Genomic DNA, 25,040 nt, shown 5'->3' on the forward strand with positions numbered 1-25,040 from the left:
TTATCCCTCACTGGTTGCTTCTTCTGACGTATTTCACCAATATAAATAGACACGACTTGACTTACATTGGTATTAGGCCCAACTCTCTTCCTCTTGGTTGGGTACCGGAAGCTCAGCAACATCAAAAAGAGCTTCCATGTGAATAAGTATTAAGTGACCGTTATTAACAGATGCGATACCACGCACGTAGCTATGATCAACACTTGTCGAGACATGGGGCGACGGTTTGATTTCCTCTTCGGTCAGCGGGTAGACCTCTGAAACTCCATCAACAATGATGCCAAGCGGGTGTTTATGTGAGTCGTTAAGAACAATCACGACTGTCGTAGAACTGATTTCGGCTGGCGACAAGTCAAAACGCATACGGAGATCGACAATAGGTACGTATTCCCCTCGAATCTCTAGTACACCTTTCATATAGTTAGGAGAATTAGGGACTTGCCTTACAGCGCTCCACCCTCGAACCTCGCGGACATCTAAAATAGGCACTCCGTACTCTTCTCCCTCAAGAACGAAGCTAAGAAACTCTTCGGTCATAATCATCTATCAGCCCTCAGAATTCGGTCGATATTGAGCAGTTCTTCAGTATCAAGTAGCGACATCACATGATCTCCGACATTAATCAAGCCTTGGAGGTATGGTGTAACAAGAGACTCTCCCACCGCAGGGTAAAGCTCATTACTTCCCTGGCTAACCACATCACTGACCGCATCGACAACCAGACCCATCAAACGCTCTTGCTCATCGTCACTGTATCGCAGCACAATAACCACGGTAGTAGGACGATAGTCATTAGTGCCAATTGAAAAACGCAGTCTTAAATCAATGACGGGCACAATCATACCCCGCAAGTTAATCACACCACGCACAAACTTCGGTGCTCTAGGTATAGGCGTTGGTCTCTCCCAGACACGGATCTCTTCGACATCTTTAATTTCTACACCATACAGCTCATGGTCGAGTTTGAAGCTCAGAAAATCAGCGCTCTCGCTCACTTCGCCACTGACATTTTCCAGCATCGCCGCAGTCTGAGCCTCAATATTCTGCTTAGCCGCTCCCGAGATATCATTGACATTGGTGATGTCACTCGTCACTGTATCCATGTTTGCTCCTTAGGCCGCCACGCCTTTGTGAGTCGTTTCAGACGTTCGTTTTAAGAAGTTCGTAATAAGTCCCTGAATATCTAAAATGAGCGAAACAGAACCGTCACCTAATATCGTTGCTCCAGAAATCCCAGCGACTTTACTGTAATTGGACTCAAGGCTCTTGATGACAACTTGCTGCTGATCAAGCAACTCATTTAGCAACAAACCCACTCGATTACCGGCCCCTTCAACGAAACAAAGGATGCCATTATCCAGCCCATCGCTACTTCCCATTTCTAGTTCATCTTGAAGGCGAAGTATTGGTATGTTCTCTTCCCGTAGGCGGTAGAGTTCAATGCCTCCAGACGCGAGCTTTATACAGTTCGGATCAATTTGGATAGACTCCACAATGGTTAGCAGCGGGATGACATAAACCTCCCTTCCGACTCGCACCAATTGGCCGTCCAGAATGGCTAGGGTTAAAGGCAAACTGATAGTAAAGCTGCTTCCCCTACCCAGCTCAGATTCCACTTCGATATGACCACCAAGCTCCTCAATATTTCTTCTCACCACATCCATACCTACCCCTCGACCAGAGATGTCTGAGACTTCTTCTGCGGTAGAGAAACCGGGGGCAAAAATAAGGTTCATGATTTGCTTGTCAGAATACTCTTCTCGACGAGAGTCCTGTGCAAGCACTCCTTTTTCTAGAGCTTTGTTCCATAGCTTGTCACAATTTAATCCTGCGCCATCATCGTTTATTTCAATGACTATTGAGCCACCTTGGTGATAAGCATTAAGCTCTATTGTCCCAACTTCACTCTTACCAGCTGCAAGGCGTTGTTCAGGTTGCTCTATGCCATGATCGATGCCATTTCTGACTAAGTGAACGAGAGGGTCAACAATGCGCTCCAACACTGTTTTATCCAGCTCTGTTTGTTCACCTTTGATTTGTAGATCAACTTGCTTTTCCAAGCGCCCAGATAAGTCACGGACTAAACGAGGGAATCGACTAAAGGCGAAACTCATCGGCAACATACGAATATTGAGTACGTTTTCTTGTAGATCTTTGCTGTTTTGCAGTAGCTGATCTAGACCCGTTTTGAGCTTTTCCAACTTCTCGATGGTGAAATCATTACCAATTTCAGTCAGCATGGACTGTGTAATGACCAACTCGCCGACGAGGTTAATCAAACTATCAACTTTGTCTATGTCGACTCGAATGGAACTGACGCTGGTATCTGATTTGGCAACCTTAGTCGCCTTGGGCTCTTGCTCTTTCGTCTCTTCAGTAGAAGTTGGAGGTGGCGAGCTGTTCTCAAGAGCCTGTATCTCTGCTTGCGTTGAAGTAGGCTCGGAGCTTTCGTTTTCTTGAGAAGCCGAGAGATCTGCTTGTGCCCTTTCTATCTTCAGGTCACATTCATCTTCAACCCACTCAAACACCTCTCGAATTAACGCTTCTTCGACACTGCCATCAAGGGTTGTTGTCCATGCTAAAAAACACAGTTCAGCTTCGATATCATCTATATCAGGCAGCTTGGTCGTATCTGCAACAATCTGACAAGATTCATCCAAATCCTTAAGTTCACGTAAGATGCGTAGTGGGTCGTTGCCACTAAAAAACATTTCAGGATACGGAGAAAACTGGATACACCACGCTTGATCTACAGATGTTTGATTGGATGGCGAGTTTGATTCAGATTCAATAGAGACATATTCACTGTTTGGTTCATCACCTAATAATGCACTGAGCTTGTCTCCGACCTCTTGCTTTAGCGGTTCATTTACTTCACTACCCTGCTCATGTCCTTCAAGCATGCTGTGTATGCAATCGCCACTTTTGAGCAATAAATCGATGGTTTCTGCCGTTAAAACACGTTCATTGTTACGCACTAGATCTAGGTAAGCTTCAACGTTATGAGTGAATTCGCTGATATCGATCAAATTGAAGGTGCCGGCTCCCCCCTTAATTGAGTGAGCGGCACGAAATATTGTATTGATCGATTCATCTTCTACATGTGATGGATCTAAGTTAAGCAGTACATCTTCTAGCACCTCAAGATTTTCACGACACTCTTCGTAAAACATCTTGCGCAGCTGTTCCATGTCTAAAGCCATATTGTAGCCTCACCAAATGACGTTTCTGTGAGAATTTGTGCTCGTTTAAATTACGCGTTTTAGTGTTTTTAATAGCGTATCTGGATTAAACGGCTTCACTAACCATCCGGTCGCACCGACCGACTTTCCTTGCTGCTTTTTATCTGTACTGGTTTCAGTGGTTAACATCAGAATCGGGATAAATTTGTATTGCGGTTTTTCACGCAATGCTTTGACAAGCTCAAAGCCCCCCATATTTGGCATATTGACATCCGATATCACTACATCAAATTTCGAGGAGCTGACTTTGCTCAACGCATCACGTCCATCATTGGCCGTTTCTACGTCATAGCCAGCATCGCGCAAAGTATGACTGACCATCTGACGTATCGAAACGGAGTCATCCACAGCTAGAATTTTAGTCATATTACCCTTCTCCAACTTCTGTGTTTATATCAAACTGTCCATCCAGACCAAGCGTAATAATGCCTTCGACCAGTGACGGCGTCGGTCGCACTAATTGAATCGTTATCTGATTGGATCTGGCAGAATGGAATAATGAGGCAAGCGCCTGAATACCAGCTGCATCGACGCGACCAACGTGGGACGCATCAATTTTGAGCTGTTCGTGTTGTGCAAGCCATGATTTGTACTGGGATGCAGAGTCGAGAACCGTTGAAATATCCAACGACTCAGGTAATAAACACTCCATGTTTTCAACCTTTACTAATATTATTATTCCTAGCCGATATTAAGCATGTTGCTTAACAATGAGTGTAGGAAGGAATCATTAATTCGCAAGTTGCTGATATACAGAATATGGATGAGTTACTGAGAATAAAATTGGTGTAAAGTTTAATTGTCTTTAGATATGAAAGGATTACATTACGTTTCATATCAGAAAAAAAATGGGATACTTCTGCGAGTTTCAATAATTGCTTCGAAATCAATTCCGTATGTTCAAGCAAGGGATTTGGACTTTACACTGTAAATTGTTCCTAAACTTTCAAGTTTTGAGCGTTTTTACAGTGTAAATTTGTTGCTAGGAAGTCGAACTCAATAACATAGCACGCGTTTGATCTCTAAAAGCCTGCTCTACTTGTTTTCGTCCAGTGTAACCAAAAGAATTACTGCACTCATCCCAACTCCACCGTTGCACGACTTTTCTTATAAACAAATCTGTTGCGCTGTGAAGTAGAGCAGGCGAACTCTTCCACCAAAGATCTAGGAATGGAGCAACGCTATCGAAACTCGCACCTCCTTGGCTGTAGCTCAAAATGAGCGGCTGAACACCAGACTCGGTAACGGAAGCATTACTATTTAGGATTAAACTACGGACAAGTTCAATCTCAAGTTCGCTAAATGTTTCTCCCAGTGCATACTGAGTAACAAGAGAATAACTTCGTTCAATCGATGTCTTCCATTCTACGTCACCATAGATCATGACCAGTGAGTGTGTGCCACTCGCTTGCTCCCGTAGAGTCCCCAATTTAACTGGAGTAAATCCACAATGACGCCAAAAATGAACCAGTTCGCTTGTTGCGCCAAAGCTGGTGGAGTAAAAATCATAATCAGAGCGCTCGATCAGTTGCTGGACCATTTCACTGCCAATGTGCTTTCTCTGTAACGTTGGGTGAACCGCAATTCGCATAATTCTTAAACTGGCCTGCTTAGCTGCCTGTTCAATTCCAAGTTGATTGGCAATTAACGCGGGAACCAAATTCCCTTTAGGGCGTCGCCGACCAAGCTGAATCTGTTCGACTAAGTCACTCTCTAACTTTCCTTCAGCAACGGTTAACATACAAGCAAGACACACACCCTGTTCCAAAATGGCGTGTAACTGAATGGCGTCGTCACTAAGTAATAACATTAAATCATTTGGTGATGTCTGGTAATGAGCATTCACAAGTAGAGCAAAGCAAGAGCGCAAAATCTCAGGTTCAGCGACCAGTCTGTCCTTCTCAAGCTGAATCAGTTGGCCTATTAACTGGCCAGCTTTCCAATCAGGCAATTCAGCATCTAGCAAAAATGATTCAAACAGCCATTGCTCGAGTGGGTCCCCCTCATTCCAACGAATAGGTTGATCAAGGTGAAAAAAACGAGTCCCTGGGCGGTGCATTGTTAACCAAGATCGAAATTTAACGGTAAAACCTCGTCCACATCCTTCATAGCCATGAATAGTCGTTGAGAAGACGGCACGATGATGAACCTCAACCATTTCTTGCAGCATAGGAATAGGAATCGCCGAAGCTTCATCCACAAACAGACAATCGCTCTGACGTTGGCTACGAAGCAATTCATCCGGTGCCACAAACTCAAGTATCGATTGTTTATACTGCAAGCGCCCTTTCTCTGCATGAGCTTGTGGCAACAAACGCTGAGCATGTTCAAAAACAGGCTGAACCGTCGTCAGACTCGGAGCAGTCACTATGATATGGATGGTACGTTGCTGCAAAATGTGCGCAGCAGCAATACCAAGTGCACTGCTCTTCCCCCTGCCGCGATCTGCAGTCATCACAAGAGGTCGCTTTCTGTGGCCTTCGACAACTTTTAGAATTTTCTCTACTGCTTGGTTTTGCTGCTCAAAGCGCAGTCTCGATCGTGTTTCTCCTACGTCGGGTATCAACAGTGGATGATCTTCTTCAATTACGATGAGTTGTTGCAATGCCGCATTCAACCATACTTGGTCAAGTGTTGGCTGAGTCTGATTCTCAGGCAAAATAACAACCAAGCCTCCCCCTCGGACACAGCCAGTTGCCGCGGTAAAACTATTGGCATCGAAGCCATCACGAAAGTCGCAACACAATAGCTTGCATTCTTGACCAAGTAACTGCTGACCTTTTTTAAAGCCAACACTTTTTGCTATTTTTGGGTCGCTCACACCACCTAGCAAGAAGATATCCTCACTTGGCACCAAACTATAAACCGCTTGCAGGCTTTGCTGTTGCCAGCGTTCACTGCCTTTTAAGACAACGCCATAACGATGATTAGACTTAGCAGAAGCTTCTAGCAGTTGAGAAAAGTGGTCTGTGATTGCGGTCATGAGTTAAGGAAAATTCTAAAGGTTGCAATTAGCCACCATTATGGCACAAAAAAAGCCGCAAATAGCGGCTTAATACGATTATGGTATCTGTTAGTTTAGCTTTTTCTCAACTAGGTCTAACAGCTCTTGCATAAGAACATCATCTACTTTTTTCAGGTTTAACGTTAGGCTATTCCCTTTACGGGTATAGCTCGCTCGCCCTTTAACTAACTCGGTTTTCGCCGGAGCAGACTTTTTACTTGGTGATAACTCTTCGATCCAAGTTTCAATCGCCTCTGTCACTTCTTTAGTAATTCGAGCTACACCTTGAGACTGAGTTCGTTGCCACACAAAGCCTTTATCTGAGGTGCACTTATCAAGAAGCTTCCCCTGTTTTTCAGACTCTAAGCCATTAAATTGCTTGTGCAGTTTAACGATAGTTGGGCGACCAAGTTCAGCCACATTTGGATACGCTTGTAGCAGCTCAAGGGGTAAGTCTGCGGCTTTCAGCGCTCCACTCACGAGAGCTTCACTGCACTGGAACATTTTAGCTAGTGCTTTTTGGTCTTCAGCGTCACCGCTTTCCAACTTGGCTAGCATCTCTCTGCCCTTCTCGTACAAAGATAAAGGTTTGTGAGCATTAGCCACATCAGATAAGAACTTAGCGTGTTCAGTGCTTATATTCTCACCGACATAAATCAAGAACTCTTTGTCGGCAAGAGTACATGACATACGGCGGCGGCTACCATCGAGAACCTCGATTTTGCCATCTTCGCGTTTACGCCCGACCGCAGGATACTGTTGACCACGTTCTTTTAGCGTGATTAAGACATCGGATAATGCATGTTCGTTTAAAAAAGATTGCTCGCGGGCGTTTTCTGCAAACACAACGGTTTCTTCTGCAATCTGTTGTGCTGGAATACGCACGAGTTCAAATTGAACTTTCTCTTCACCGGCGACAGCAAGTTCGATAACCTGAGCCTGCTCTTTCGCTGCTTGCTGAGCCTCTTGCGGTGTAGTGACATGGCGCTTATTCGCCTTGCCAAACAATCTTGCGTTTAAATCTGAAGTTTTGATTGCCATTTTTTACTTACCCCTGATTTAATGATGACCAATGACTATGTAGAACGCGTTCAAGCTCTAACGCGCTTTTTTGTACTGCATCTTGCGCAGTAGCAAGGGTTTTCTTACCCCCTTCAAAATCACCCGTCGTTAAGTCAAACACGGTACTGTAAGTATCTGCACAAGTTTCAAATGCACGGCTACGTGGAATCGTTGCCATGGTTACTTGATCGCCGAGCAAGTAATTCATTTCTGTTAGTACCGCGACTTGCTTCTTGTTGTCGTCTTCAAACATTGTCGGCATCAGCCTTACAAATTCTAGGCCTTGCCAATCTTCTGGGAACATCTCGTACACAGTAGGAAGATGCTGGAAGAAGTTAACCGTCGATGCCCAGTCTAAACGTTTTGCCGCGCATGGAATAAGCAGTGCATTTGATGCATACATGGCGTTCCACACTAAAGGGTCAACGTGAGGGCCAGTATCAATCATGATTACATCAAAATCATCAGCAATCTTATCGATCAGCTTTTCTTTTAGTAGCTTAACGATATCAAGTGATTGATTCTGAGAAAGATGCTGCCACGCTTCTGCGTTAAACATTGCATCTTCAGGGAAAGCAGATACTGTTTTTAGATTCGGATATTGAGTAGGTAGCAGCACATTTCTGTGTAAGAACTCGTTATCTACATCAACTCCCTCTGGGACATTATCAAGCATAACATCGACCGCAGAGTAGATATTGTCGTGGTCATTTAAGCTAATCTGAGGATTTAAAAACAGACGCAAAGAGCCCTGTGGATCCAAATCTATAAGGCAAATTCGGTAACGTTTATCTAGATTCAATGCTAAGCAAGCAGCAAGGTGAACCGCAGTCATCGATTTGCCAGTACCACCCTTTTGGTTCTGCACATTGATGATCCAAGGTTTGTTTTCACTGTTATTCTTACGTTCATGGAAGTTTGGAATACCAGCAGCATCCATCAACATATGCGCTTCTTGCAATGAAATTGAATAATGGTTGGCATTATTCTTAGTAAATTGATGGCCAGACTCTTCAAGCTTATTGATTGCATCGTCTAGTTTACGTCGGGTTAAACCAGAACGAGTTTCCATCAATGCCTTCGACATTGGTGGAAAATGTTCGTCGCTGCGTTCTTCCAATACAATTTCGATACGATCAGCCTGAACCTGAGCAGTTTTTTCCGCTAGCTGAATGAGACTATCAATCGTATGTTCTCGTTTCATTTGCCAAATTCCGTTATTAATGACCTGAAGTCCATTGTACAGCATTACCCACAACAGACAATAAAAAGGTGAACGTTCAATTATAGATTTAAATCACATTAAATAGAATTTCGACATAAATTTTAATGCCATTGAGCAATAATGGGTCAGTCCCCAGTTATATAAATGTATAAACTACGCCTCAACAAGACGACAGATTAAAAGTATTACAGTGTCACCTATTTACATTGTAAACATAACAGATAATTATTTTTACAAAAAATTTCATCGGAACGATTAAGAATCAACCCCAATTTACGGAGCATGCATTTTTGACTTAGGTTCAGTAAACAGAAACAAGTATTCGAGCAAAAATATATAAACGAGTATGCGAACGCCTATTGAGGTATACAAAGGTATAGGAACAATGATCAAGGAAGCCTTGGTGATCATGCTTTCAGGGATTTGCGACCAATTAGGAACGATGATCAAGGATAATCGAAGCAGAAAATGTACTCACTAGTGATCCCATTGGAATGATCAAATTACGGAACAATGATCAAGTGTAATAGAAGCTCGGAAGCATGAAAAAATAGCGTCAACTTACGGAGAAATACAGATGAAGTAAGAGTTAGGACTCAATTAAGCCCAGCACTAGCGGATTGTTGAATGACAAGTGAAACAATAACAAATACAGCGCAGATTTCTTGATCATGCTTTCAGAAAACTATTTATCAGTAGATGAATGAGACTTAGCGATGTAGATTGTTGTTCAACTAACGATATCGTATAAATAGCGTTCAATCAGGCTCACAATCTCGCTCACCTTGATCATCGTTTCGTAAAAGTAAGCGGGAGAAAAAGAGGATTTCCCCATTGGAACTAAATAGTTATTCTTCTGGCTGTGGATAAAGTGTGTAGGGATGATGATCATGCTTTCATAATCATATTGATCATTGATTCGAACCAATGATGATCATCGTTCTAATAATATTTGATCATGCTTTCAAACACTTACTGATCATGCTTTCGGACAATCCATGATCATGCTTTCTAAGTCATTTTTTAAAACACATTTAATTACAATAAGTTACGGGCAAGTTAGTGCTCAGATCAATAGATCATATAATCAATTAAGATCAGATTAATCAAAAAGATCAGTTATTTAAAAGCAATAATTTTTTCTTTATTTATGATCTTTTTTTCTTTATTCTTTCGGAACTATAGCGATATTACGGCTAGTGTGACACGGATCTAATAATGAGCTCAGACGAAAAACTACTGATAAAAGCGCCAAGAAGCCACAAAGATGGACACTTATTTGAAGTATCTGAAGTTGCTGTTAATTGGATAGAACAGTACCAACACTTCAAAGGCGTTACGAAAAGTATCGTCGAACTTCTTAATCTCATCTCCTTAAGAGGTTTTAGCAGCAAAGATGGATTAGTTTCTACAACTGAACTGATTGATGCCACTGATGGTCAAGTAACCCGCGCAGCTATCCAGCAAAGGTTACGCGCAGCCGTCAATATTGGGTTATTTCAACAGGTTCCTGTTCGATTTGAAGAAGGTCTGGCTGGGAAAACCATGCTGCACCGTTTCGTGAACCCCAATCAGCTAATCTCCGTTTTAGGTGCAACGAGTCTGGTTACAGAGTCCGTCAAACAAACCGAGAAACAGAAACGCTCAAAAGCTCTGGCGCAAACTCAAGTTAATAAACGATTATTAAACGAGCATGGGCTTAATACACCACCAGCGATGAAAGATGAAGCTGATCAGTTTGTTGTTTCACCAACCAACTGGGCAGGTATTATAGATCAAGCACTTGCGCCACCACGCACTCGTAAAAGTTATCAGAAAAGCATGGTTTCGATCTCTGGAACTCGCGCTGTGATCGAGACACGATCGTCAAAAAATATTATGACGGTGGACGATCTGATGACCTTGTTTGCGTTGTTCACTCTGACGGTTCAGTACCATGAGCACCACCAGCATCAGTACCAGCTTGATGGGACTCATGTACCAAATAAAACGCCATTGTACATTACCGATATTCTTTCTCTGCGTGGTAAAAAGGATAGTGGGCCAGCACGAGACTCTATTCGCGATAGTATTGACCGGATCGAGTTTACGGATTTTCAGTTACATGAGCTAACAGGTCGTTGGTTAAGTGAAAATATGCCAGAAGGCTTCAAGAGCGATCGTTTTAGATTTTTGGCCCGTACCATCACTGCATCGGAAGAAGCGCCTACAGAGGGCGCTGACGGCGAAATACGCATTAAACCGAACCTATACATCCTTGTTTGGGAACCATCGTTTTATGATGAGCTACTGACACGCGACTATTTCTTCTTGTTTCCACCGGAAATTTTAAAACAACATACCTTGGTATTTCAGTTGTACAGTTACTTTCGTACCCGTATGTCGCGCCGTCACGCGGATACCATGCTATTGAGTGAGCTGAACCAAAAGTTGGCGCGAAATATCGAATGGCGTCGTTTTTCGATGGATCTGATCCGTGAGCTGAAAAAGCTCTCAGAAGAGAAGGGCACAGAAGATCTATTCTTGGTTAATCTTTGGGGTTATCACTTAACGATCTCTACCATGATCGAGAATGGCAAAGTGAAAGACTATCAGTTTGATATTAAGTGTGATGCGGAAGAAGTGCTGCGTTACTCGCGAGCACGTACCACCAATGCGGGCAAGCGTAATATGGCACCGACGCTTCCGAACCCGCTTCGTAATGAAATGGTGTCGAAGCAGCAACTCGAAGAGATGTCACAAATTATTGATGGTGAGTTTGAACCCATCCAGCGCAAAGAGCGCGCGCCACGTGGCAAACTTGGACGCCGAGTTAAACAGCGCAAGCACCTAGTAGAGATCAATGCCGATGAGATCACCATTACTCTATCTAAATATACCTCTTCAGAGGCTCTAGAACGCTCTATATCGGCTTTAGCTGCTATGACAGGGCATTCCCATAGCTCAATCCAAGAAGAGTGTCTGGAGTTGATTGACAAGCTAGATTACTTACGTGTCGGTGACCAAGCTATTCCCTATGAGACGTTGAGTAAGATGGTTGAACTTTATAATAGCCAAAGTGAGAATAAGCATTTGTCTATCGAACGCTTGATTGCAGGCCTAGCTGTGCGTCGTAAGGTGTGTAAACAAGTTTTTGAAGGGCATCTAGATGAAAGTGTTTTCAGAGCCCTCGACGAGGTGGCTGTGTAACACAAGACAAGATTCAATCTACTAAAGCCAGCATCTTAATCGCTGGCTTTTTTGCGTTTACTAACTTTGATATACAACTCGTAACATTTTTCGCACCATAAAACAAAGCTACTACATTCCCCTGACAATGAACTGACATAGGCCGGGTGGCGGTTGGATAATATCTATCCCGAATAGACAACCTTTTGTCCTTTCTGATGAATGAGGGATAGGATTATCCCTGATAGATTGGCTCATATTGTTACATTCATTCTGAATATTTTGCGAGTTCTCCGAGCTCGCTTTTTTTTTGCCTAAAATTCAGTGAACTACATACTCATTCCGCAACGATGATCAAGGTAGTTACCCTTGATCATCGTTCCGTCTTTATTTCCAGCAATCCTTTTGTCGCTTCTTAAAAGAAAAAAGGCGCAATTATCAAGACCATTCCTTTCATGTTTTATTGTGAAAATCGATAGTACGCTCCGCTAATTATTTTTTGGTGGAGATGTTTCGTAAATGAATAGAAAAGTAGCAGTACTAACGATTGCGACAGCGCTAGCTGGATGTGGGGGCGGCGATGGAGGAAGTACTCCACCAGTAACCAGTAATAGCCTAGTGAACTTATCAACGCTATCAAATGTGTCGGCTCAACTGCAGACGGTACAATGTAATCAGCTGCAATTGGTTGGCAAGAACTATGTTCAGCCAAATACCGTTGATAGTTGCTGGCTTCTAGAGGTGCCGGAAGACTATACGCAACCTGAAGGTAAAAAAATTAAAGTTGCAGTTGCCAAAACCCTTTCTCAGGGCCCAAAGAAAGGTGCATTTTTGTACCTCAATGGTGGGCCGGGCGGCATGTCCATTGATAGGGCTCAATATAGTAATAATGGTTTTTCCGTTCTATCGGCCAACCATGACATTTACTTTGTCGATCAACGCGGTACCGGGTATTCCACTCCCTCTTTGAGTTGCGAATTTGAAGATTCTGGTACCGCTCAACAGATTAAAGATTGCAAGGACAAACATGTCAACGATGGCGTGAATTTGAACCAATATACAAATGTAAACAATGCGTTAGACTTACTATTGCTAGAGAAGAAGCTCTCTGAAGTTAAAGAAATAGAGGGTGGGTGGAAGCTTTATGGTGTGTCATACGGAACACGTCTAGCCATGACAATGGCGCGTGAAGAGCAAAAGCAGATTAATGCAGGGTATCAGACATCCAATGCAATTCAAATGATGGTATTAGACGGTGTTTTTCCTATCGAAATGAATGGTATTAAGGATATGCCCTGGTCAAACTATGCAGCGCTAGACAGGATTCTAGAAGTGTGCTCACGTAGCACTGGGTACTGCGATGAAGCGAAATTTAAATCGGACCTAAATACAAAATTTGCTCAGATTGATGAGAAATACCATGATTTTTTTGTTAGTTACTTGACCACGACAAGTATGCTTCGCGATGACAGTAAACCGGCAGATGGTGCATTCAACCCAGTTGAATTAATGAAATTAACCAAAGCACAAATAGAATCTGGGTTAGACGTATTGATTGCTCATAAGGCCAAGGCTTATGACCCCACCAATCCAAGCCAATTTGCTGCCATGGGGTTGGCAAATATTTGTTCTGAAGAACCTGTTAAACAGAAGTACTATTCAAGCCATCATGAGAGTCGAGCAAAGTGGGGGGCGGATGTACAAAAAGCAATAGATAATAGTACTCATTATGGGTTGACACTTGAAGCATGCCAAGCCATGAATGTTGAGCCTGTATCTAGTAGCTCTTACGTTTCTATGGAGAAGGTGGATTATCCCGTACTCATTCTCAATGGTGCGAATGACGGTATTACACCACCTGCACTGGCTGATATTTCTGCTAAGAAATTCTCGAACATGCTTAGTTTGACCTACGATCAAGGTTCTCATGGAATTTTGACTGATGCCCAAGATGGGGTACCTTGCCTGAAAAATTTGATTCTTAGTTCGATCAATGAGCCTGAGAATATGCGTAGCTTAGATAGGACATGCCTAAATACTTCTGACTTTAAGTATGTGGCGGATATTGATATCTAACTTATAAGGCCCAAGCCGTGCCCTCATATTTTAGACCGATATGAGGGCGCATTTGGGTGGCTGGCAGATGTTAATGAGGAGCAATCGAAGTTCCTTGATCATTGTTCCGAGATTCATTCCAAGCATGGGCTGCCATAAACTGAACATGGGCATCGATCAACTGATGAGATTCTTCCTGCCAGCTGCAATGACTTTGTTGATTGCAGAACTCCAAGCTTAATACTGTCAGGTGCTGCATGCGCTTCATACACCAATCTTTTAGTTCTAGCTCACTGGCCGGATTCGAAACCACATTTTGCAGTTTGCTATAGGCCAGCTGTAGAAACTGGTACGCTTTATCAGGCGCGTCGTAACGAGCATGATTAAAGATACGCAGGCAACCATCTAACCAACAGGCAATCGCTTTACTCTGTTGATCAGAAATTAACGGCCCCCAAATTTGCTCTGGAGGCGACAGGATCAATGATTCAAGATTATTACCTTGATCATGTTTTCGGTGTTGATACCAGATCCCGATCTGTTCTACCCACGTATCTAATGGACTCATGCTGCCTTAACCCAATGTTTTACAAAGTGATTTGGTCCGACTTGATCAAACCCTTCTTTAACAATCGCACTTTGCTCACGGATCTGATCGGCATCTAAAGAATAGTTTGGTTCATTTTCCACTAATTGACCAAATGGCAGATCGGGGTCGGGGACCGCAGAGATCAGTAGCTTGGTGTATGGATGCTGCGGATCGGTTAAGATCGCTTGAGTATCACCCCATTCAACAATCTGCCCCTTATACATAACGGCCGTTTCTTCGGCAATGTAGTGCGCGGTCGCAAGGTCGTGGGTAATGTACAAAAAGCCAATACCGAGCTCTTTCTTCATTCGTTGCATCAGGTTGAGGACACCTAGACGAATAGAGACATCCAGCATAGAGGTCGGTTCATCAGCAAGTATTACCTCTGCGCCCACCGCGAGTGCTCTTGCCAGGTTCACCCTTTGTCTTTGGCCACCGCTTAGTTCATGTGGGTACTTGTCTAATGTATCAGGAGCGAGTTCCACTAACTCGATCAGCTCCTTCAGCCTAGCGGGAATATCGGCTTTGTTTGCCACTTGTTTGTGTATCTTAAGTGGACGAGTTAAATGGTGCTCAATGGTTTGGGTTGGATTTAACGAGCCAAATGGGTCTTGAAACACCATTTGCACCTTGCTGCGATAATCTAGCAGCTCTTTCTTACTGGTGATTTCATCGATGTTTTTACCGTTAAACAGGATCTCGCCTGAGGTGGTTGGATAAACCTTAGTGATCAAGCGTGCGCAAGTACTCTTACCGCAGCCAGATTCCCCAACCAGCGCTAAGGTACGGCCTTTATGCAAGTTGAGGGTTATCCCTTGCAGGGCTTTAAATCGCTCAACAGACGCAAATCCTCCGCCAATAGTGAACTCTTTAACCACATTGTTAAGTTGAATGATGGGTTGGCTCATGCGAGGGCTCCTTGCTGTTGATGTTTACCTCCGTGAATGTTCGGGAATGAGGCCCATAGTTTTTGCGTGTATGGGTGCTGAGGGTTGTTGCGAATTTGCTTAGACTGATTAACCTCGACAATTTCGCCATGACGCATGATGGCAATGCGGTCGCACAATTGGCTCATCAGAGCTAAATCGTGAGTAATAAACAGAACCGAGAACCCAAACTCTTCACGTAGTTGATAGATTTGCTGCAATATTTCGCGTTGGACCACCACATCGAGCGCCGTAGTCGGCTCATCCATAATGATCAGCTTTGGATTGAGCGATAGAGCAATCGCGATGACTAATCGCTGTCTCATACCACCACTGAACTGGTGAGGATACTCAGTGAGTCGCTGACGAGGAATATTGACTAAATCAAGTAGCTTTTCCGCGCGATCTTTGGCTTGTTCCTCACTCATGCCTCTATGGTGGCGCAGTACATCGGCAAATTGCTCTTGAATTGGCAGCACGGGATTAAGTGAGTTCATGGCACTTTGAAAGACCATGGCAATTTCGCTCCAGCGGATAGCACCGAGATCTTTATCGGATAGCCTAAGTAGGTCTTGCCCCTCGAAATGAATTTCACCGCCAGAGATAAACGCAGGTGGCTTATGTAGACGATTAATCGCAAAAGCGATGGTGCTTTTACCACAGCCTGATTCGCCGGCAAGGCCAAATATTTCACCTTTGCCTATGTCAAAACTGACAGACTTCACTGCGTTGAAGTCGCCGGTGTCGGTAATGTAGTCGATACATAAATCCCGAATCTTGATGATCGGGTCAGCATGAAAGGCATGCGCCTTAGCTAGTTCACTCATAATCTTACTCAAAACATAAAAGGTAATGATTATCATTAACACTTATTTTGTAAGAGAAAAGAAGGATAAGCAAAAAGGGTGAAGTGACTCGAAAAAGCGCTCGGATTATAGGCAGAGCTATATGAAGAAGAGGAACAAGCAAGGCTAAAAGTGAGACTCGGATCGCCTTCATTTTTGTAGGGGTAATCCTCTAAATGTACTGCGCTAAAACCGTCGGCGCAAAACTTATTTATACAAAAAACAGTAAGAGTTTCTGAACTATTAGCACAATCACATTATGGAGCTAAAATTCTTAACAAGGGGCGAGTGGTTTTGCTACAGATTAGTTGTCCCTAGCATGGTTTGTTCGGAGGTTATTATGTCCATTAATTCTATTGACCATGATGAAATGAGTAAAATTGCTGGCAAGTGGGACTTCACGGAAGAAGTAGAGTCACAAAAGCCGACTAAGGGTGCCAAATCTGCCGAAGCTCGTCGTCGTATCGAAGCATTAAAAGAGATTCGTGAGAGTGGGTTAACTATCGAAGAGGCAAAGGAACTAGGCATTTTGCACTAGTTGTGACACACATATGCGATTACCTAAGGGTGGCACAGGAAAGCCACCCTTTGTTTTTGAGAGTTTTTTGATCTAACCCTTCACTCCCACTGCAATTCCTCGCTACATTCGCTTTGGGTGTGGTATATTCCCTCCCCATATTTTTACAGATTTAAATTTTGCTATGTCGATAAACCTGTCAACTCTCCCCGCAAGCGAAAAAAACAAGATTGAACTTGATAAGCAAGCTTCTTTTTTAGTTTGGAAGCTTCGTGAAGCGAAAGCTGTGCCTGATGAGATTGATCAGGAGGCAGCCAAAATTGCCGATGAAGAAGAAAAGGCTTCATTCCTAGAGTCTGTAGCTAAATATAAGCGAGTAATGGGCGTCGCGTAACGTAACCATTTTCTCTGCAAGGCGAGAAATTGAAATGTGCTCGCTTTTTGCTAAAATCCTTCGCGTTAAATTGAATTAGAGAGAACATCCCGATGGGAAGAAGTTTTGAAGTGCGCAAAGCCTCAATGGCTAAAACTGCTGGCGCAAAAATTAAAGTTTATTCCAAATACGGTAAAGAAATTTACATGTGCGCGAAAAATGGCGGTGCAGATCCAGACATGAACTTGTCTCTTAAGCACCTGATCGCAAAAGCGAAAAAAGACCAAGTTCCTGCACACGTTATCGACAAAGCGATTGATAAAGCGACTGGTGGTGGTGGTGAAGACTACGTCCCTGCACGCTACGAAGGCTTTGGTCCTGGCGGCACAAGCGTCATCGTTGATTGCCTAACTGACAACGGTAACCGTACTTTCCAAGATGTACGCCAATGTTTCGTTAAAACAGGTGCGAAAATTGGTGTTGAAGGTTCTGTTTCACACATGTTTGATCACCAAGCAGTATTCCAGTTCAAAGGCGATGATGATGAAATCATCCTAGAGACGCTGATGATGGAAGACGTAGACGTGACAGACGTTGAACTTGAAGATGGTGTCATTACGGTATTCGCTCCTCACACTGAGTTCTTCAAAACTAAGACTGCTCTAAACGGTGCGTTCCCAGACCTGACTCTTGATGTAGAAGAGATCACTTTCGTACCTCAAACTCACACGCCAGTTGCGGGTGAAGATGCAGAGAAATTCCAGAAGTTCTTAGACCTTCTTGATGACTGTGATGACGTGCAGCAGGTGTACCACAACGCTGAGCTGTAATCGCTAAGCGCTGAACATCAGATAAACCAAAAGGGATCGATTCGATCCCTTTTTTCGTTTTCGCGTGTTAATAATAGAGCTGATACCAAACTCGAAAGAGGATTCACTCTGCTTATTTTGTTATTGATGGACCAATGATGACCAAATTTCTTCCTATTATCTTGGCTTGCAGCATAGCTTTTTCCGCTGTTTCAACCGAGCTGGATTTCGTGACGAAAGCACAGCAGCTCTATGAAGCAGGCGATAAAAAACAAGCACAGACTTTGTTTACTCAGGCGGCTGAACACGGCAATGCCGAAGCGCACTTTAGACTTGCTTACCAATACATTTTACCGGATGAAGAGAGTGTCTACCATTTGCAGCAAGCCGCTGAGCAAGGTCATCAACAGGCCCTTGAATACTATCTCGATAAGGTGTTTTTTCGCGCGGGTAGCATCAAAATGTCCGATCCCAAAAACGCACTTGCTACCTACCACAAAGCGAAACAACACAACCCGAACTTATCTCTTTATGATGAAGATCGTACCGTCCAAGTTCTTACTTATGCGGCTGAAGTTCCTGAGCGAGATAGTGATGCCTTTTTCGATATATACCAAGTAAAGGATGAAGATGGCGATTGGCCCTTCTATGACGTGTGGGAACTTGCAGAACAAGCCTCTAAGAAGGGGGGGGTTTTTGGTAACCCAGACCCTGAACTTATCTTTTGGCTGATCACCCGTGGAGGAGAGGTCCCAGCAGAGTTGTCGTATGCGGTGACAGACTATTATCAGCATTGGAAAAATGATCAGGTCGTGCCTTTTAATCTATGTCAGTATGTGACTAGTGGATCTGGGGCTGGCTATTGCGCTGATAGGGATGCCGTAGAGCAGGAGAAACGTCGTCAGAGTGAGATAGCTTCATTAACAGAAAAGCTGCCAGGGGAAAGCCATGCTCTTTTGGAACGTGCCTACAAAGAGATGGAAGACTTTGTCACGCTCAAAGCGCAGCAAGAAGAAATGCATGGTGGAACGGGGCGTACTGCTTGGATAATAAGCTCGATTCAAGAGCAGAAGGATCTTTACCTTTCTATGCTAGATAAAGCTATTCAAGGCGGTATAGAGCCCGTTTCAAATTCGCTCGCTAAAACCGATAGTCAGCTCAACGCTACTTATAAAAAGGTGATGAATCAGCTTAAACTGCCATCTGAAGACTATGCGATGCCAAAACCAGAAGCTGATGATGTGAGAGAAGTACAAAGACAGTGGATCAAGCATCGCGATGCGACATGCCGCTTGATCGCGTTAGTTGACTCAACGTTAAAAGAGCAATGCCTCAACTGGATAACGGCTCAAAGAGAGCGAGAGTTGCAAGGTATTATCACGCCATAATGGTACGAACAAATATGACAAGGGGACGTGAGGTCCCCTTTTTGTTTTTTAAACGCTTTAAGCCTGCGATACTGCGTTCGCGCCTGCCAACCAGTTAGACAACTTTCTAATTTGCGGTAAGACAGTCAAGTTAAGTGTTAGAGCTGCCGGCCATGCCAGAAGAAAGCTATCTAGCCAAATCGCTGGCCACTCGTTACTAAAGCCCAATTTATAGCCCGAAATCAATCCGGACATTATGATGGCCATGGTCAAAGACGAAAGTAGGGCGGAAATCCAAAAATGTTTGCGGCTCATAAATTCTCCTCTTGTTGTTGTTGTTCTGATGTATTTAAGGATATAACTATCCAATAGTGAAAAAAATAAGCAGGTATAGAAGTATGAATTCCATATTTGGAAACATGGATGATCTCTATTTGTTTTGTAGTGTGGTGGAAGAAGGATCGCTGTTGTCGGCCTCCAAAAAGCTTCAGCTTCCTGTTTCGACCATGTCACGCCGCTTATCTGCGCTTGAACAGCGCCTCAATACGCGATTATTGGAAAAGAAGGGCAGAGAGCTCGTTGCAACACAAAGTGGCTCAGAAGCCTTTGAGCTGCTTAGAAGTGGCATGGAATCGGTCGAATCTGGCTTCGGACAAATGCTTTCTGATACGCAGGAAGTGTCGGGCAAGATAAAGCTCGCTATTCCGCACAACTTTTATCGAGCCTTTGTGGGAGAGGTTGTCGAGCAGTTTTTGGCTGATCACCCTAAAGTATCGCTCGATCTGGTACTTAGCCAAGAGCAAGCAGTCCCACAGACTGACCGAGATTTGTTGATCACCTTCGACTTGGCAGAGATGAATGACATGATCGCCAGACCTTTATTTAAAGCTCGCCATGCCTTCTTTTCCAGTCCTGAATACTTAACCAAAGTAGGGGAGGTTAACGATCTTGCCTCTTTGAGTCAGCTTGACTGGGTCAGCGTTGATCATGCTCTAGACATTTCCGTGTATGAGCAAGAGCATCTGGTTGATGTGATGAGCGTGAAGCCTAAGCTGATCGTGAATGATATTTTGGCGGTATGTGGCGCTGTAGAGAAAGGTTTAGGCGTGGCGTCGTTGCCTTTCAGACATGTACATAAAGGGATGAACTTAGTTAGGGTATTGCCTCAGTATCAACGAAGTGTTAGACAAGCCTACTTGGTTTATAAGCAAAGGCGCTATCAACCTAAGGCGCTGAGTTTGTTGGTAGAGCGTTTAATGGCTGGCGTAGAGAAGATGCAAGAGCCAACGGATTTTACACTGTAAAGTCACCTCAATTGGAATTGAAGAGTAAAGGAAATCAAATGGATAAAGTGGTTATTGTAACGGGAGCGGGTAGGGGAATTGGCGCTGAAACCGCAAAACTTCTTGCAAGCCAAGGCTATGCTGTCGCGGTCAATTATCTTAAAAACCACCAGCGCGCCGAGCAAGTGGTTGAGCAGATTGTTTCCTCGGGCGGAGAGGCACTCGCGATTCAGGCTGATGTTTCAGACCAAGCGCAAGTTGAAGCTATGTTTGCTCAAGTTACTCAGCGCTATGGCACGGTCACTCACTTGGTGAACAATGCAGGTGTTCTGTTTACTCAATCAACCTTGAGTGAGATTGACCTAGAACGATTTAAGAAGGTAATGGACTCCAATGTCATAAGTTGCTTCTTGTGCTGCAAGGCGTTTATCAATCAGCTTGATAGTAATGGCTCTATCGTTAACGTCTCTTCTGCCGCATCAAGAACAGGAGCGCCATTTGAATATGTAGACTACGCGGCCTCTAAAGGCGCGATGGACTCGTTAACCAAAGGGCTGTCACTTGAGCTTGCGTCGCGAAATATCCGTGTTAATGGTGTCAGACCAGGCTGTATTTACACAGAAATGCACGCCGATGGGGGGGAGCCAGGACGAGTAGATAGGCTTGGGCCACAACTTCCACTAGGCCGCGGAGGAACGGCATTGGAAGTCGCGAACTCTATTGCTTGGTTATTGTCTGATGAGGCGTCGTTCGTCACCGGCTCTTTTATTGATATAGCGGGTGGGCGATAATCGCTTTCTAGCAAGGGTATTCGCTAAGTCGATGCCCTTAAATTGGGTTAAACCACCAGTGGCAAATGGCCTGTCTTCACTAGTATAACGGTTTCTTGTTCGACGTAAGGAAAGTGCTCACTCATATGCGGACTGCGTATCCAACAGCCCTTTGGATACTGCCCGTGTTCATCGGAGAATTTGCCACTGAGAACAAGGATCTCTTCACCACCAAAATGCTTATGTGGTTGAAACCTTTCTCCGGCAGGCCATTTAACTAGGGCAACATGCTCATGTTCAAAGTTATGTAGAGGCATCACTTTGAGTCCACCAATCCCAGCAAGCCACTGTTGTGTATTTGTATTGACTCGAACTGTCGCATTATCGCGCGCATCAAATTGATTCAGTTTGACTAAGATAACGCAGCCTTTGTCGCTAAATGGAGCGTGGCTACTGCCCGGGGGGTTACGTAAATAAGTCCCTGCTGGGTAATCGCCATTTTCATCGGAGAACACACCCTCTAACACAAAGATCTCTTCACCCATTGGGTGAGGGTGGGTTATAAACTGAGAACCTGCTTCATAGCGCACGATACTTGTCGTATAGCCTGATTCCGCTTCCTCACGTTCGAGTGGCTTACGCCAAACTCCTTGGGCAGGGCTGGCGATCCAAGGCATAGACTGAGTATCAATCACGACTCGCTCAGCAAAATTCATATTGAGCATACTTTTCTCCTTCCCGTTACTGTTCAATTGAAGGCAGTGTTATCGGCATCCAGTAATGGGGTTATTTAGATAAGAATATTTCAGTTTCTTATCGTTTTGGTTATTTCGTTAATGGTTATACTATCCATATACTAAGGCGTTAGATAGTAAGTACTAACTGGTGAGGTAGGTACTTATTGGTGCATCTTTATGAATAACAAAGAGAAAAATTTTTCGAGGAAAGTCGCTCCTCAAAGTAGTGCTCGGATGGTCGAAACCATCTATGGCTGTAAATGGTCGCTAACGGTTTATCAATTGCTCGCTGCAGGTATCAATCGTCCTGGAGAAATGGTGCGTAGTGTTGAAGGGCTGTCGACTAAAGTGCTAAACCAATGTCTAAAGCGTAACGTAGAATTCGGTATTCTAGATAAAGTGGTTTACAACGAGTTGCCACCAAGGGTGGAATATCAGGTGACGGATTTTGGCGAGAAGTTTCTCGCCGTTCTTGAGCAGCTTGAAGCGCTTCAGCAAGAGATTGAGCGTGACATAGAGCGCTAATAGACATGACACATTAGCGCTCTATGTAAAGCTGATTAACCAGTGATTAGGGCGAGGTTCTTTAAGCTTTTGTAGGTCGCAGTTTGTGTCTCAATCGGCTTACACACCGAGAGTAGATCATCAATAAAGTGCCCCAAAGCGCGAGCTTCAACCTTTCTAATACCGCGTTGTTGGGTTTCGGTTAAGTAGTCGTAGACTGATGCGGCGCCAAAATCGCCAAATATCATCTCACCCTGTTCATTGATCAACACATTGTGCGCGTAGAGGTCACCATGACATACCTTGTTATCGTGTAGGTGATTAAACACACCCATCATTTGCTCAACAATCTTTTCAATCTGACTGACCGAAAGAGTGAAGTCTTGTTTAAAAACATCTCGTGTACAGGTTTGTAATGTTGGTGGTAGACCAAGATTAAAGTAGCTATCTGGGATCAATTCCATTACCAAGGCAAGGTGATTGTCCTCGTTTACTTGAGCGATAGATTTCACAAGGTTGTTGTGGTGACCTGTTTGCAGGCAAGCTTGCAGCTCATCGCAAGGATAGCCATCACTGGTTACGTCTCCCTTAAACACTTTTACCGCAACATGGGCTGGGAAGTCGAAATTGGCGTCGAGCCAATCCGCGTGAGAGATCACCCCAGAAGCCCCTTGCCCTAAAACCTGATTAAGCTTGTAAGCGCTTGAAGCAACTTGTGGAACACTTTCTTCAAGACTGGTTCTTTCACAGAAAGGGTTGCCTGCAAAAGCCATCCACGCCAATTTGGGAAGCTCAAGTAGTACGCTAGGGAAGCACTCAAGTTGATTTGCAGACAGGCGTACTAACTCCAAGTTGAGCAACTGGCTAAAGCTGTTGGGTAGTGATGTCAGTTTGTTACCTGCCAAGGCTAATTTTTGCAGGCGCGGGCGATAACCCAAAGATTCTGGCAATTTAGCGATCTGGTTATCAGTCAGAATTAGCCAACGTAGTTGCTCTGGCAATGACTCTTCGGCGACACGAACAATTTGGTTACTTTTAAAACCGACCATCTCAAGCTTGTCACAGCGACCTAAAACCAGAGGCAGGTGAGTAAAGCGGTTGCTGGAAGCAAATACTATCTTGAGTTGCTTTAATTCAGTGAGCCACTCCGGCAGTTCACTTAAAAGGTTGTTTGAAACATCGAGAATTTCCAACGTATCAGCCAAGGCTAAGATCTCTTGTGGTAACTCGGTTAATTGTTCAGAAAGTTGAAGACGCTGAATGCCTGCAAGCTCTCCGCTTTTAAGTTGTTCTACTGTGTGCAAACTGACTGCCTATAGTTGCTCGTGAATAGGAAAAGAGCGCGTATTCTACGCAGGTTGGCAGCAAAAGGCGAGGTGAGCGTTAGGTGGGTATTAGGTTCGACAGTAAAAAAGCCGAGTGGATAAACACTCGGCTTGGCAGGTATGGGTACGGTTATAAAAACGCCTTGTATGGCAGTTCTGGTTCATTTTTAAAGATGTCTTTGAAACCACGGAAATGTTGATAATGCATACGTCCTTTGTCTGTTGGGTAAGTGTACTTACCACCAACCTGCCAGAAGAACGGAGCAAAGCTGTACTGAAGACGATCTTTTTTCATGTTCCATAGCACTTCAATTTCTCGAGGGTCATTTTGGAAGTTGGCCCAGATGTCGTGGTGAAATGGCATAACGACCTCACAGTCTAGTGACTCAGCCGCTCTAAGAATATCCGATGAAGTCATTTTATCAGTGACACCGCGAGGGTTCTCACCATAAGAAAGTAATGCAACATCAATTTGGTACTCGTTACCATGTGATGCATAGTAGTTCGAGTAGTGTGAGTCACCAGAGTGATAAACAGAACCACCAGTTGTTTCGATTAAGTAGTTGACGGCACGTTTGTCCATTCCATCCAAGATCTCTTTGTCGTATGACGATGTACCTTCTGGAAGCGTTACCAGTGCAGTGCGGTCAAATGAGTCGAGAACGCGGATCTTCAAGTCACCCACTTCTAATACATCCCCAACTTTTGCTACAACACAACGCTCTTCAGGAACCCCCCAGCCCATCCATAGATCGACACAAGCTTGTGGGCCGATAAATTTAACGTGCTCGGGGCAGTTCTGTAGGACCGCTGCGGCAACGTTGACGTCAATATGATCAGCGTGATCATGAGAGGCGAGTACAGCATCGATCTCTTTGATCGCAAATGGGTCAAGTGGGAAAATTGCAGTACGCAAGTTTGGTTGAAGCGCTTCTACACCGCCCATACGCATCATCTGGTGTTGGTTTTTCATGAACGCATTCTTTTGCGTTTTCTTACCAGTACCACACCAGAAGTCGATCGAAATATTGGTATTGCCTTCACTTTTAAGCCAGATCCCAGTACACCCTAACCACCACATAGAGAATGTATTTGGTTCTACTACAGTGTTTTCGATCTCTTCGTTTAGCCATGTACCCCACTCAGGGAAAGTGCTTAAGATCCAAGATTCACGGGTTATTTCATTCACTTTGCTCATAACAGTACCTTTAATTTCACGATATTTGATTTATTTAGGGT

At 44.0% G+C, this 25,040-nt stretch carries 24 protein-coding genes; 9 read left to right on the forward strand and 15 right to left on the reverse strand.

What is annotated here, in order from left to right; genetic code table 11:
- Positions 1-72: 72 nt before the first annotated feature.
- The 8 genes from ZX61_RS17390 to ZX61_RS17425 all read right to left on the reverse strand — a co-directional run bounded on the left by ZX61_RS17390 (position 73) and on the right by ZX61_RS17425 (position 8,512).
- Positions 73-543 carry a chemotaxis protein CheW gene (locus ZX61_RS17390; protein WP_049845864.1) on the reverse strand — a complete coding sequence of 157 codons (471 nt, stop codon included), beginning with the start codon at positions 541-543 and terminating at the stop codon, positions 73-75.
- Complete coding sequence (locus ZX61_RS17395) at positions 540-1,103, reverse strand: chemotaxis protein CheW (RefSeq protein WP_049845865.1); 564 nt, start codon at positions 1,101-1,103, stop codon at positions 540-542. Before ZX61_RS17395 ends, ZX61_RS17390 begins: the two co-directional genes overlap by 4 nt.
- Positions 1,104-1,112: 9 nt before the next feature.
- Positions 1,113-3,203 carry a chemotaxis protein CheA gene (locus tag ZX61_RS17400; RefSeq protein ID WP_049845866.1) on the reverse strand — a complete coding sequence of 697 codons (2,091 nt, stop codon included), beginning with the start codon at positions 3,201-3,203 and terminating at the stop codon, positions 1,113-1,115.
- 45 nt (positions 3,204-3,248) lie between these two features.
- On the reverse strand, positions 3,249-3,608 hold the full coding sequence (locus tag ZX61_RS17405) for a response regulator (RefSeq protein ID WP_049845867.1): 360 nt from the start codon (positions 3,606-3,608) through the stop codon (positions 3,249-3,251).
- Between the two features lies 1 nt (position 3,609).
- Positions 3,610-3,894 carry an STAS domain-containing protein gene (locus ZX61_RS17410; RefSeq protein ID WP_049845868.1) on the reverse strand — a complete coding sequence of 95 codons (285 nt, stop codon included), beginning with the start codon at positions 3,892-3,894 and terminating at the stop codon, positions 3,610-3,612.
- A gap of 330 nt (positions 3,895-4,224) precedes the next feature.
- Complete coding sequence (locus tag ZX61_RS17415) at positions 4,225-6,225, reverse strand: tRNA(Met) cytidine acetyltransferase TmcA (protein WP_049845869.1); 2,001 nt, start codon at positions 6,223-6,225, stop codon at positions 4,225-4,227.
- Between the two features lie 90 nt (positions 6,226-6,315).
- A complete protein-coding gene (locus ZX61_RS17420) occupies positions 6,316-7,287 on the reverse strand; it encodes a ParB/RepB/Spo0J family partition protein (protein ID WP_049845870.1) in 972 nt (323 codons plus the stop codon).
- 7 nt (positions 7,288-7,294) lie between these two features.
- Positions 7,295-8,512, reverse strand: a complete 1,218-nt coding sequence (locus ZX61_RS17425; RefSeq protein ID WP_049845871.1) for a ParA family protein — start codon at positions 8,510-8,512, stop codon at positions 7,295-7,297.
- A 1,239-nt stretch (positions 8,513-9,751) separates the two neighbouring features.
- Here ZX61_RS17425 and ZX61_RS17430 point away from each other — a divergent pair.
- Positions 9,752-11,722: a replication initiator protein RctB domain-containing protein gene (locus tag ZX61_RS17430; RefSeq protein ID WP_049845872.1), complete on the forward strand. Its 1,971-nt coding sequence runs from the start codon at positions 9,752-9,754 to the stop codon at positions 11,720-11,722.
- Positions 11,723-12,220: 498 nt separating this feature from the next.
- Positions 12,221-13,777 (forward strand): alpha/beta fold hydrolase, encoded by a 1,557-nt coding sequence (locus ZX61_RS17435; protein WP_049845873.1) that lies wholly within the window; start codon positions 12,221-12,223, stop codon positions 13,775-13,777.
- Positions 13,778-13,847: 70 nt separating this feature from the next.
- Here ZX61_RS17435 and ZX61_RS17440 read toward each other — a convergent pair whose 3' ends face one another.
- From ZX61_RS17440 to ZX61_RS17450, 3 genes are read right to left on the reverse strand one after another with little or no spacing between them, the layout of a single operon-like run.
- Complete coding sequence (locus ZX61_RS17440; RefSeq protein ID WP_049845874.1) at positions 13,848-14,324, reverse strand: hypothetical protein; 477 nt, start codon at positions 14,322-14,324, stop codon at positions 13,848-13,850.
- A complete protein-coding gene (locus ZX61_RS17445; protein WP_049845875.1) occupies positions 14,321-15,253 on the reverse strand; it encodes an ATP-binding cassette domain-containing protein in 933 nt (310 codons plus the stop codon). The genes ZX61_RS17440 and ZX61_RS17445 overlap by 4 nt, the downstream gene beginning before the upstream one ends.
- Positions 15,250-16,098 (reverse strand): ABC transporter ATP-binding protein, encoded by an 849-nt coding sequence (locus ZX61_RS17450; RefSeq protein WP_049845876.1) that lies wholly within the window; start codon positions 16,096-16,098, stop codon positions 15,250-15,252. Before ZX61_RS17450 ends, ZX61_RS17445 begins: the two co-directional genes overlap by 4 nt.
- 358 nt (positions 16,099-16,456) lie before the next feature.
- Here ZX61_RS17450 and ZX61_RS17455 point away from each other — a divergent pair, with 358 nt between their 5' ends.
- The 4 genes from ZX61_RS17455 (at position 16,457) to ZX61_RS17470 (ending at position 19,203) form a co-directional block, all read left to right on the forward strand.
- Positions 16,457-16,654: a PA3496 family putative envelope integrity protein gene (locus tag ZX61_RS17455; protein WP_004746308.1), complete on the forward strand. Its 198-nt coding sequence runs from the start codon at positions 16,457-16,459 to the stop codon at positions 16,652-16,654.
- Between the two features lie 163 nt (positions 16,655-16,817).
- Positions 16,818-17,027, forward strand: a complete 210-nt coding sequence (locus tag ZX61_RS17460) for a DUF3283 family protein (RefSeq protein ID WP_038202197.1) — start codon at positions 16,818-16,820, stop codon at positions 17,025-17,027.
- A gap of 92 nt (positions 17,028-17,119) precedes the next feature.
- Entirely contained in the window at positions 17,120-17,836 is a 717-nt protein-coding gene (locus ZX61_RS17465; protein WP_049845877.1) for a YebC/PmpR family DNA-binding transcriptional regulator, read from the forward strand.
- Positions 17,837-17,970: 134 nt separating this feature from the next.
- Positions 17,971-19,203, forward strand: a complete 1,233-nt coding sequence (locus ZX61_RS17470; RefSeq protein WP_235431351.1) for a lysozyme inhibitor LprI family protein — start codon at positions 17,971-17,973, stop codon at positions 19,201-19,203.
- Positions 19,204-19,260: 57 nt separating this feature from the next.
- Here the strand turns inward: ZX61_RS17470 and ZX61_RS17475 are convergent, their stop codons facing one another.
- Entirely contained in the window at positions 19,261-19,497 is a 237-nt protein-coding gene (locus ZX61_RS17475) for a DUF2798 domain-containing protein (RefSeq protein WP_004746301.1), read from the reverse strand.
- 83 nt (positions 19,498-19,580) lie between these two features.
- Between ZX61_RS17475 and ZX61_RS17480 the strand changes: the two genes are divergently transcribed.
- Both ZX61_RS17480 and ZX61_RS17485 read left to right on the forward strand, forming a co-directional pair.
- Positions 19,581-20,486 (forward strand): LysR family transcriptional regulator, encoded by a 906-nt coding sequence (locus ZX61_RS17480; RefSeq protein ID WP_049845878.1) that lies wholly within the window; start codon positions 19,581-19,583, stop codon positions 20,484-20,486.
- Positions 20,487-20,524: 38 nt separating this feature from the next.
- Positions 20,525-21,256, forward strand: a complete 732-nt coding sequence (locus ZX61_RS17485) for a glucose 1-dehydrogenase (protein ID WP_049845879.1) — start codon at positions 20,525-20,527, stop codon at positions 21,254-21,256.
- A gap of 47 nt (positions 21,257-21,303) precedes the next feature.
- On the opposite strand, the gene ZX61_RS17490 is transcribed toward ZX61_RS17485, so the two are convergent.
- Positions 21,304-21,960, reverse strand: coding sequence for a cupin domain-containing protein (locus ZX61_RS17490; protein WP_049845880.1), 657 nt, complete (start codon positions 21,958-21,960; stop codon positions 21,304-21,306).
- 189 nt (positions 21,961-22,149) lie between these two features.
- Between ZX61_RS17490 and ZX61_RS17495 the strand changes: the two genes are divergently transcribed.
- Positions 22,150-22,497: a winged helix-turn-helix transcriptional regulator gene (locus tag ZX61_RS17495; protein ID WP_049845881.1), complete on the forward strand. Its 348-nt coding sequence runs from the start codon at positions 22,150-22,152 to the stop codon at positions 22,495-22,497.
- Between the two features lie 35 nt (positions 22,498-22,532).
- Here the strand turns inward: ZX61_RS17495 and ZX61_RS17500 are convergent, their stop codons facing one another.
- Positions 22,533-23,780 (reverse strand): leucine-rich repeat-containing protein kinase family protein, encoded by a 1,248-nt coding sequence (locus tag ZX61_RS17500; RefSeq protein WP_049845882.1) that lies wholly within the window; start codon positions 23,778-23,780, stop codon positions 22,533-22,535.
- A gap of 151 nt (positions 23,781-23,931) precedes the next feature.
- Positions 23,932-24,999 (reverse strand): L-ascorbate 6-phosphate lactonase, encoded by a 1,068-nt coding sequence (gene ulaG / locus ZX61_RS17505; RefSeq protein ID WP_049845883.1) that lies wholly within the window; start codon positions 24,997-24,999, stop codon positions 23,932-23,934.
- Between the last annotated feature and the right edge of the window lie 41 nt (positions 25,000-25,040).

This window comes from Vibrio sp. VPAP30 (assembly GCF_001188205.1).
In the GTDB taxonomy this organism is placed as follows: Bacteria; Pseudomonadota; Gammaproteobacteria; order Enterobacterales; family Vibrionaceae; genus Vibrio; species Vibrio bivalvicida.

What these genes read in the sequence shown, in the direction of transcription:
- ZX61_RS17475 (WP_004746301.1), bottom strand. Translation starts at nt 19,497, where the DNA reads ATGAGCCGCAAACATTTTTGGATTTCCGCCCTACTTTCGTCTTTGACC.
- ZX61_RS17425 (WP_049845871.1), bottom strand. Translation starts at nt 8,512, where the DNA reads ATGAAACGAGAACATACGATTGATAGTCTCATTCAGCTAGCGGAAAAA.
- ZX61_RS17495 (WP_049845881.1), top strand. Translation starts at nt 22,150, where the DNA reads ATGAATAACAAAGAGAAAAATTTTTCGAGGAAAGTCGCTCCTCAAAGT.
- ZX61_RS17445 (WP_049845875.1), bottom strand. Translation starts at nt 15,253, where the DNA reads ATGAGCCAACCCATCATTCAACTTAACAATGTGGTTAAAGAGTTCACT.
- ZX61_RS17465 (WP_049845877.1), top strand. Translation starts at nt 17,120, where the DNA reads ATGGGAAGAAGTTTTGAAGTGCGCAAAGCCTCAATGGCTAAAACTGCT.
- ZX61_RS17435 (WP_049845873.1), top strand. Translation starts at nt 12,221, where the DNA reads ATGAATAGAAAAGTAGCAGTACTAACGATTGCGACAGCGCTAGCTGGA.
- ZX61_RS17470 (WP_235431351.1), top strand. Translation starts at nt 17,971, where the DNA reads ATGATGACCAAATTTCTTCCTATTATCTTGGCTTGCAGCATAGCTTTT.
- ZX61_RS17440 (WP_049845874.1), bottom strand. Translation starts at nt 14,324, where the DNA reads ATGAGTCCATTAGATACGTGGGTAGAACAGATCGGGATCTGGTATCAA.
- ZX61_RS17460 (WP_038202197.1), top strand. Translation starts at nt 16,818, where the DNA reads ATGTCGATAAACCTGTCAACTCTCCCCGCAAGCGAAAAAAACAAGATT.
- ZX61_RS17480 (WP_049845878.1), top strand. Translation starts at nt 19,581, where the DNA reads ATGAATTCCATATTTGGAAACATGGATGATCTCTATTTGTTTTGTAGT.
- ZX61_RS17420 (WP_049845870.1), bottom strand. Translation starts at nt 7,287, where the DNA reads ATGGCAATCAAAACTTCAGATTTAAACGCAAGATTGTTTGGCAAGGCG.
- ulaG (WP_049845883.1), bottom strand. Translation starts at nt 24,999, where the DNA reads ATGAGCAAAGTGAATGAAATAACCCGTGAATCTTGGATCTTAAGCACT.
- ZX61_RS17490 (WP_049845880.1), bottom strand. Translation starts at nt 21,960, where the DNA reads ATGCTCAATATGAATTTTGCTGAGCGAGTCGTGATTGATACTCAGTCT.
- ZX61_RS17450 (WP_049845876.1), bottom strand. Translation starts at nt 16,098, where the DNA reads ATGAGTGAACTAGCTAAGGCGCATGCCTTTCATGCTGACCCGATCATC.
- ZX61_RS17455 (WP_004746308.1), top strand. Translation starts at nt 16,457, where the DNA reads ATGTCCATTAATTCTATTGACCATGATGAAATGAGTAAAATTGCTGGC.
- ZX61_RS17395 (WP_049845865.1), bottom strand. Translation starts at nt 1,103, where the DNA reads ATGGATACAGTGACGAGTGACATCACCAATGTCAATGATATCTCGGGA.
- ZX61_RS17430 (WP_049845872.1), top strand. Translation starts at nt 9,752, where the DNA reads ATGAGCTCAGACGAAAAACTACTGATAAAAGCGCCAAGAAGCCACAAA.
- ZX61_RS17405 (WP_049845867.1), bottom strand. Translation starts at nt 3,608, where the DNA reads ATGACTAAAATTCTAGCTGTGGATGACTCCGTTTCGATACGTCAGATG.
- ZX61_RS17410 (WP_049845868.1), bottom strand. Translation starts at nt 3,894, where the DNA reads ATGGAGTGTTTATTACCTGAGTCGTTGGATATTTCAACGGTTCTCGAC.
- ZX61_RS17415 (WP_049845869.1), bottom strand. Translation starts at nt 6,225, where the DNA reads ATGACCGCAATCACAGACCACTTTTCTCAACTGCTAGAAGCTTCTGCT.
- ZX61_RS17485 (WP_049845879.1), top strand. Translation starts at nt 20,525, where the DNA reads ATGGATAAAGTGGTTATTGTAACGGGAGCGGGTAGGGGAATTGGCGCT.
- ZX61_RS17390 (WP_049845864.1), bottom strand. Translation starts at nt 543, where the DNA reads ATGATTATGACCGAAGAGTTTCTTAGCTTCGTTCTTGAGGGAGAAGAG.
- ZX61_RS17400 (WP_049845866.1), bottom strand. Translation starts at nt 3,203, where the DNA reads ATGGCTTTAGACATGGAACAGCTGCGCAAGATGTTTTACGAAGAGTGT.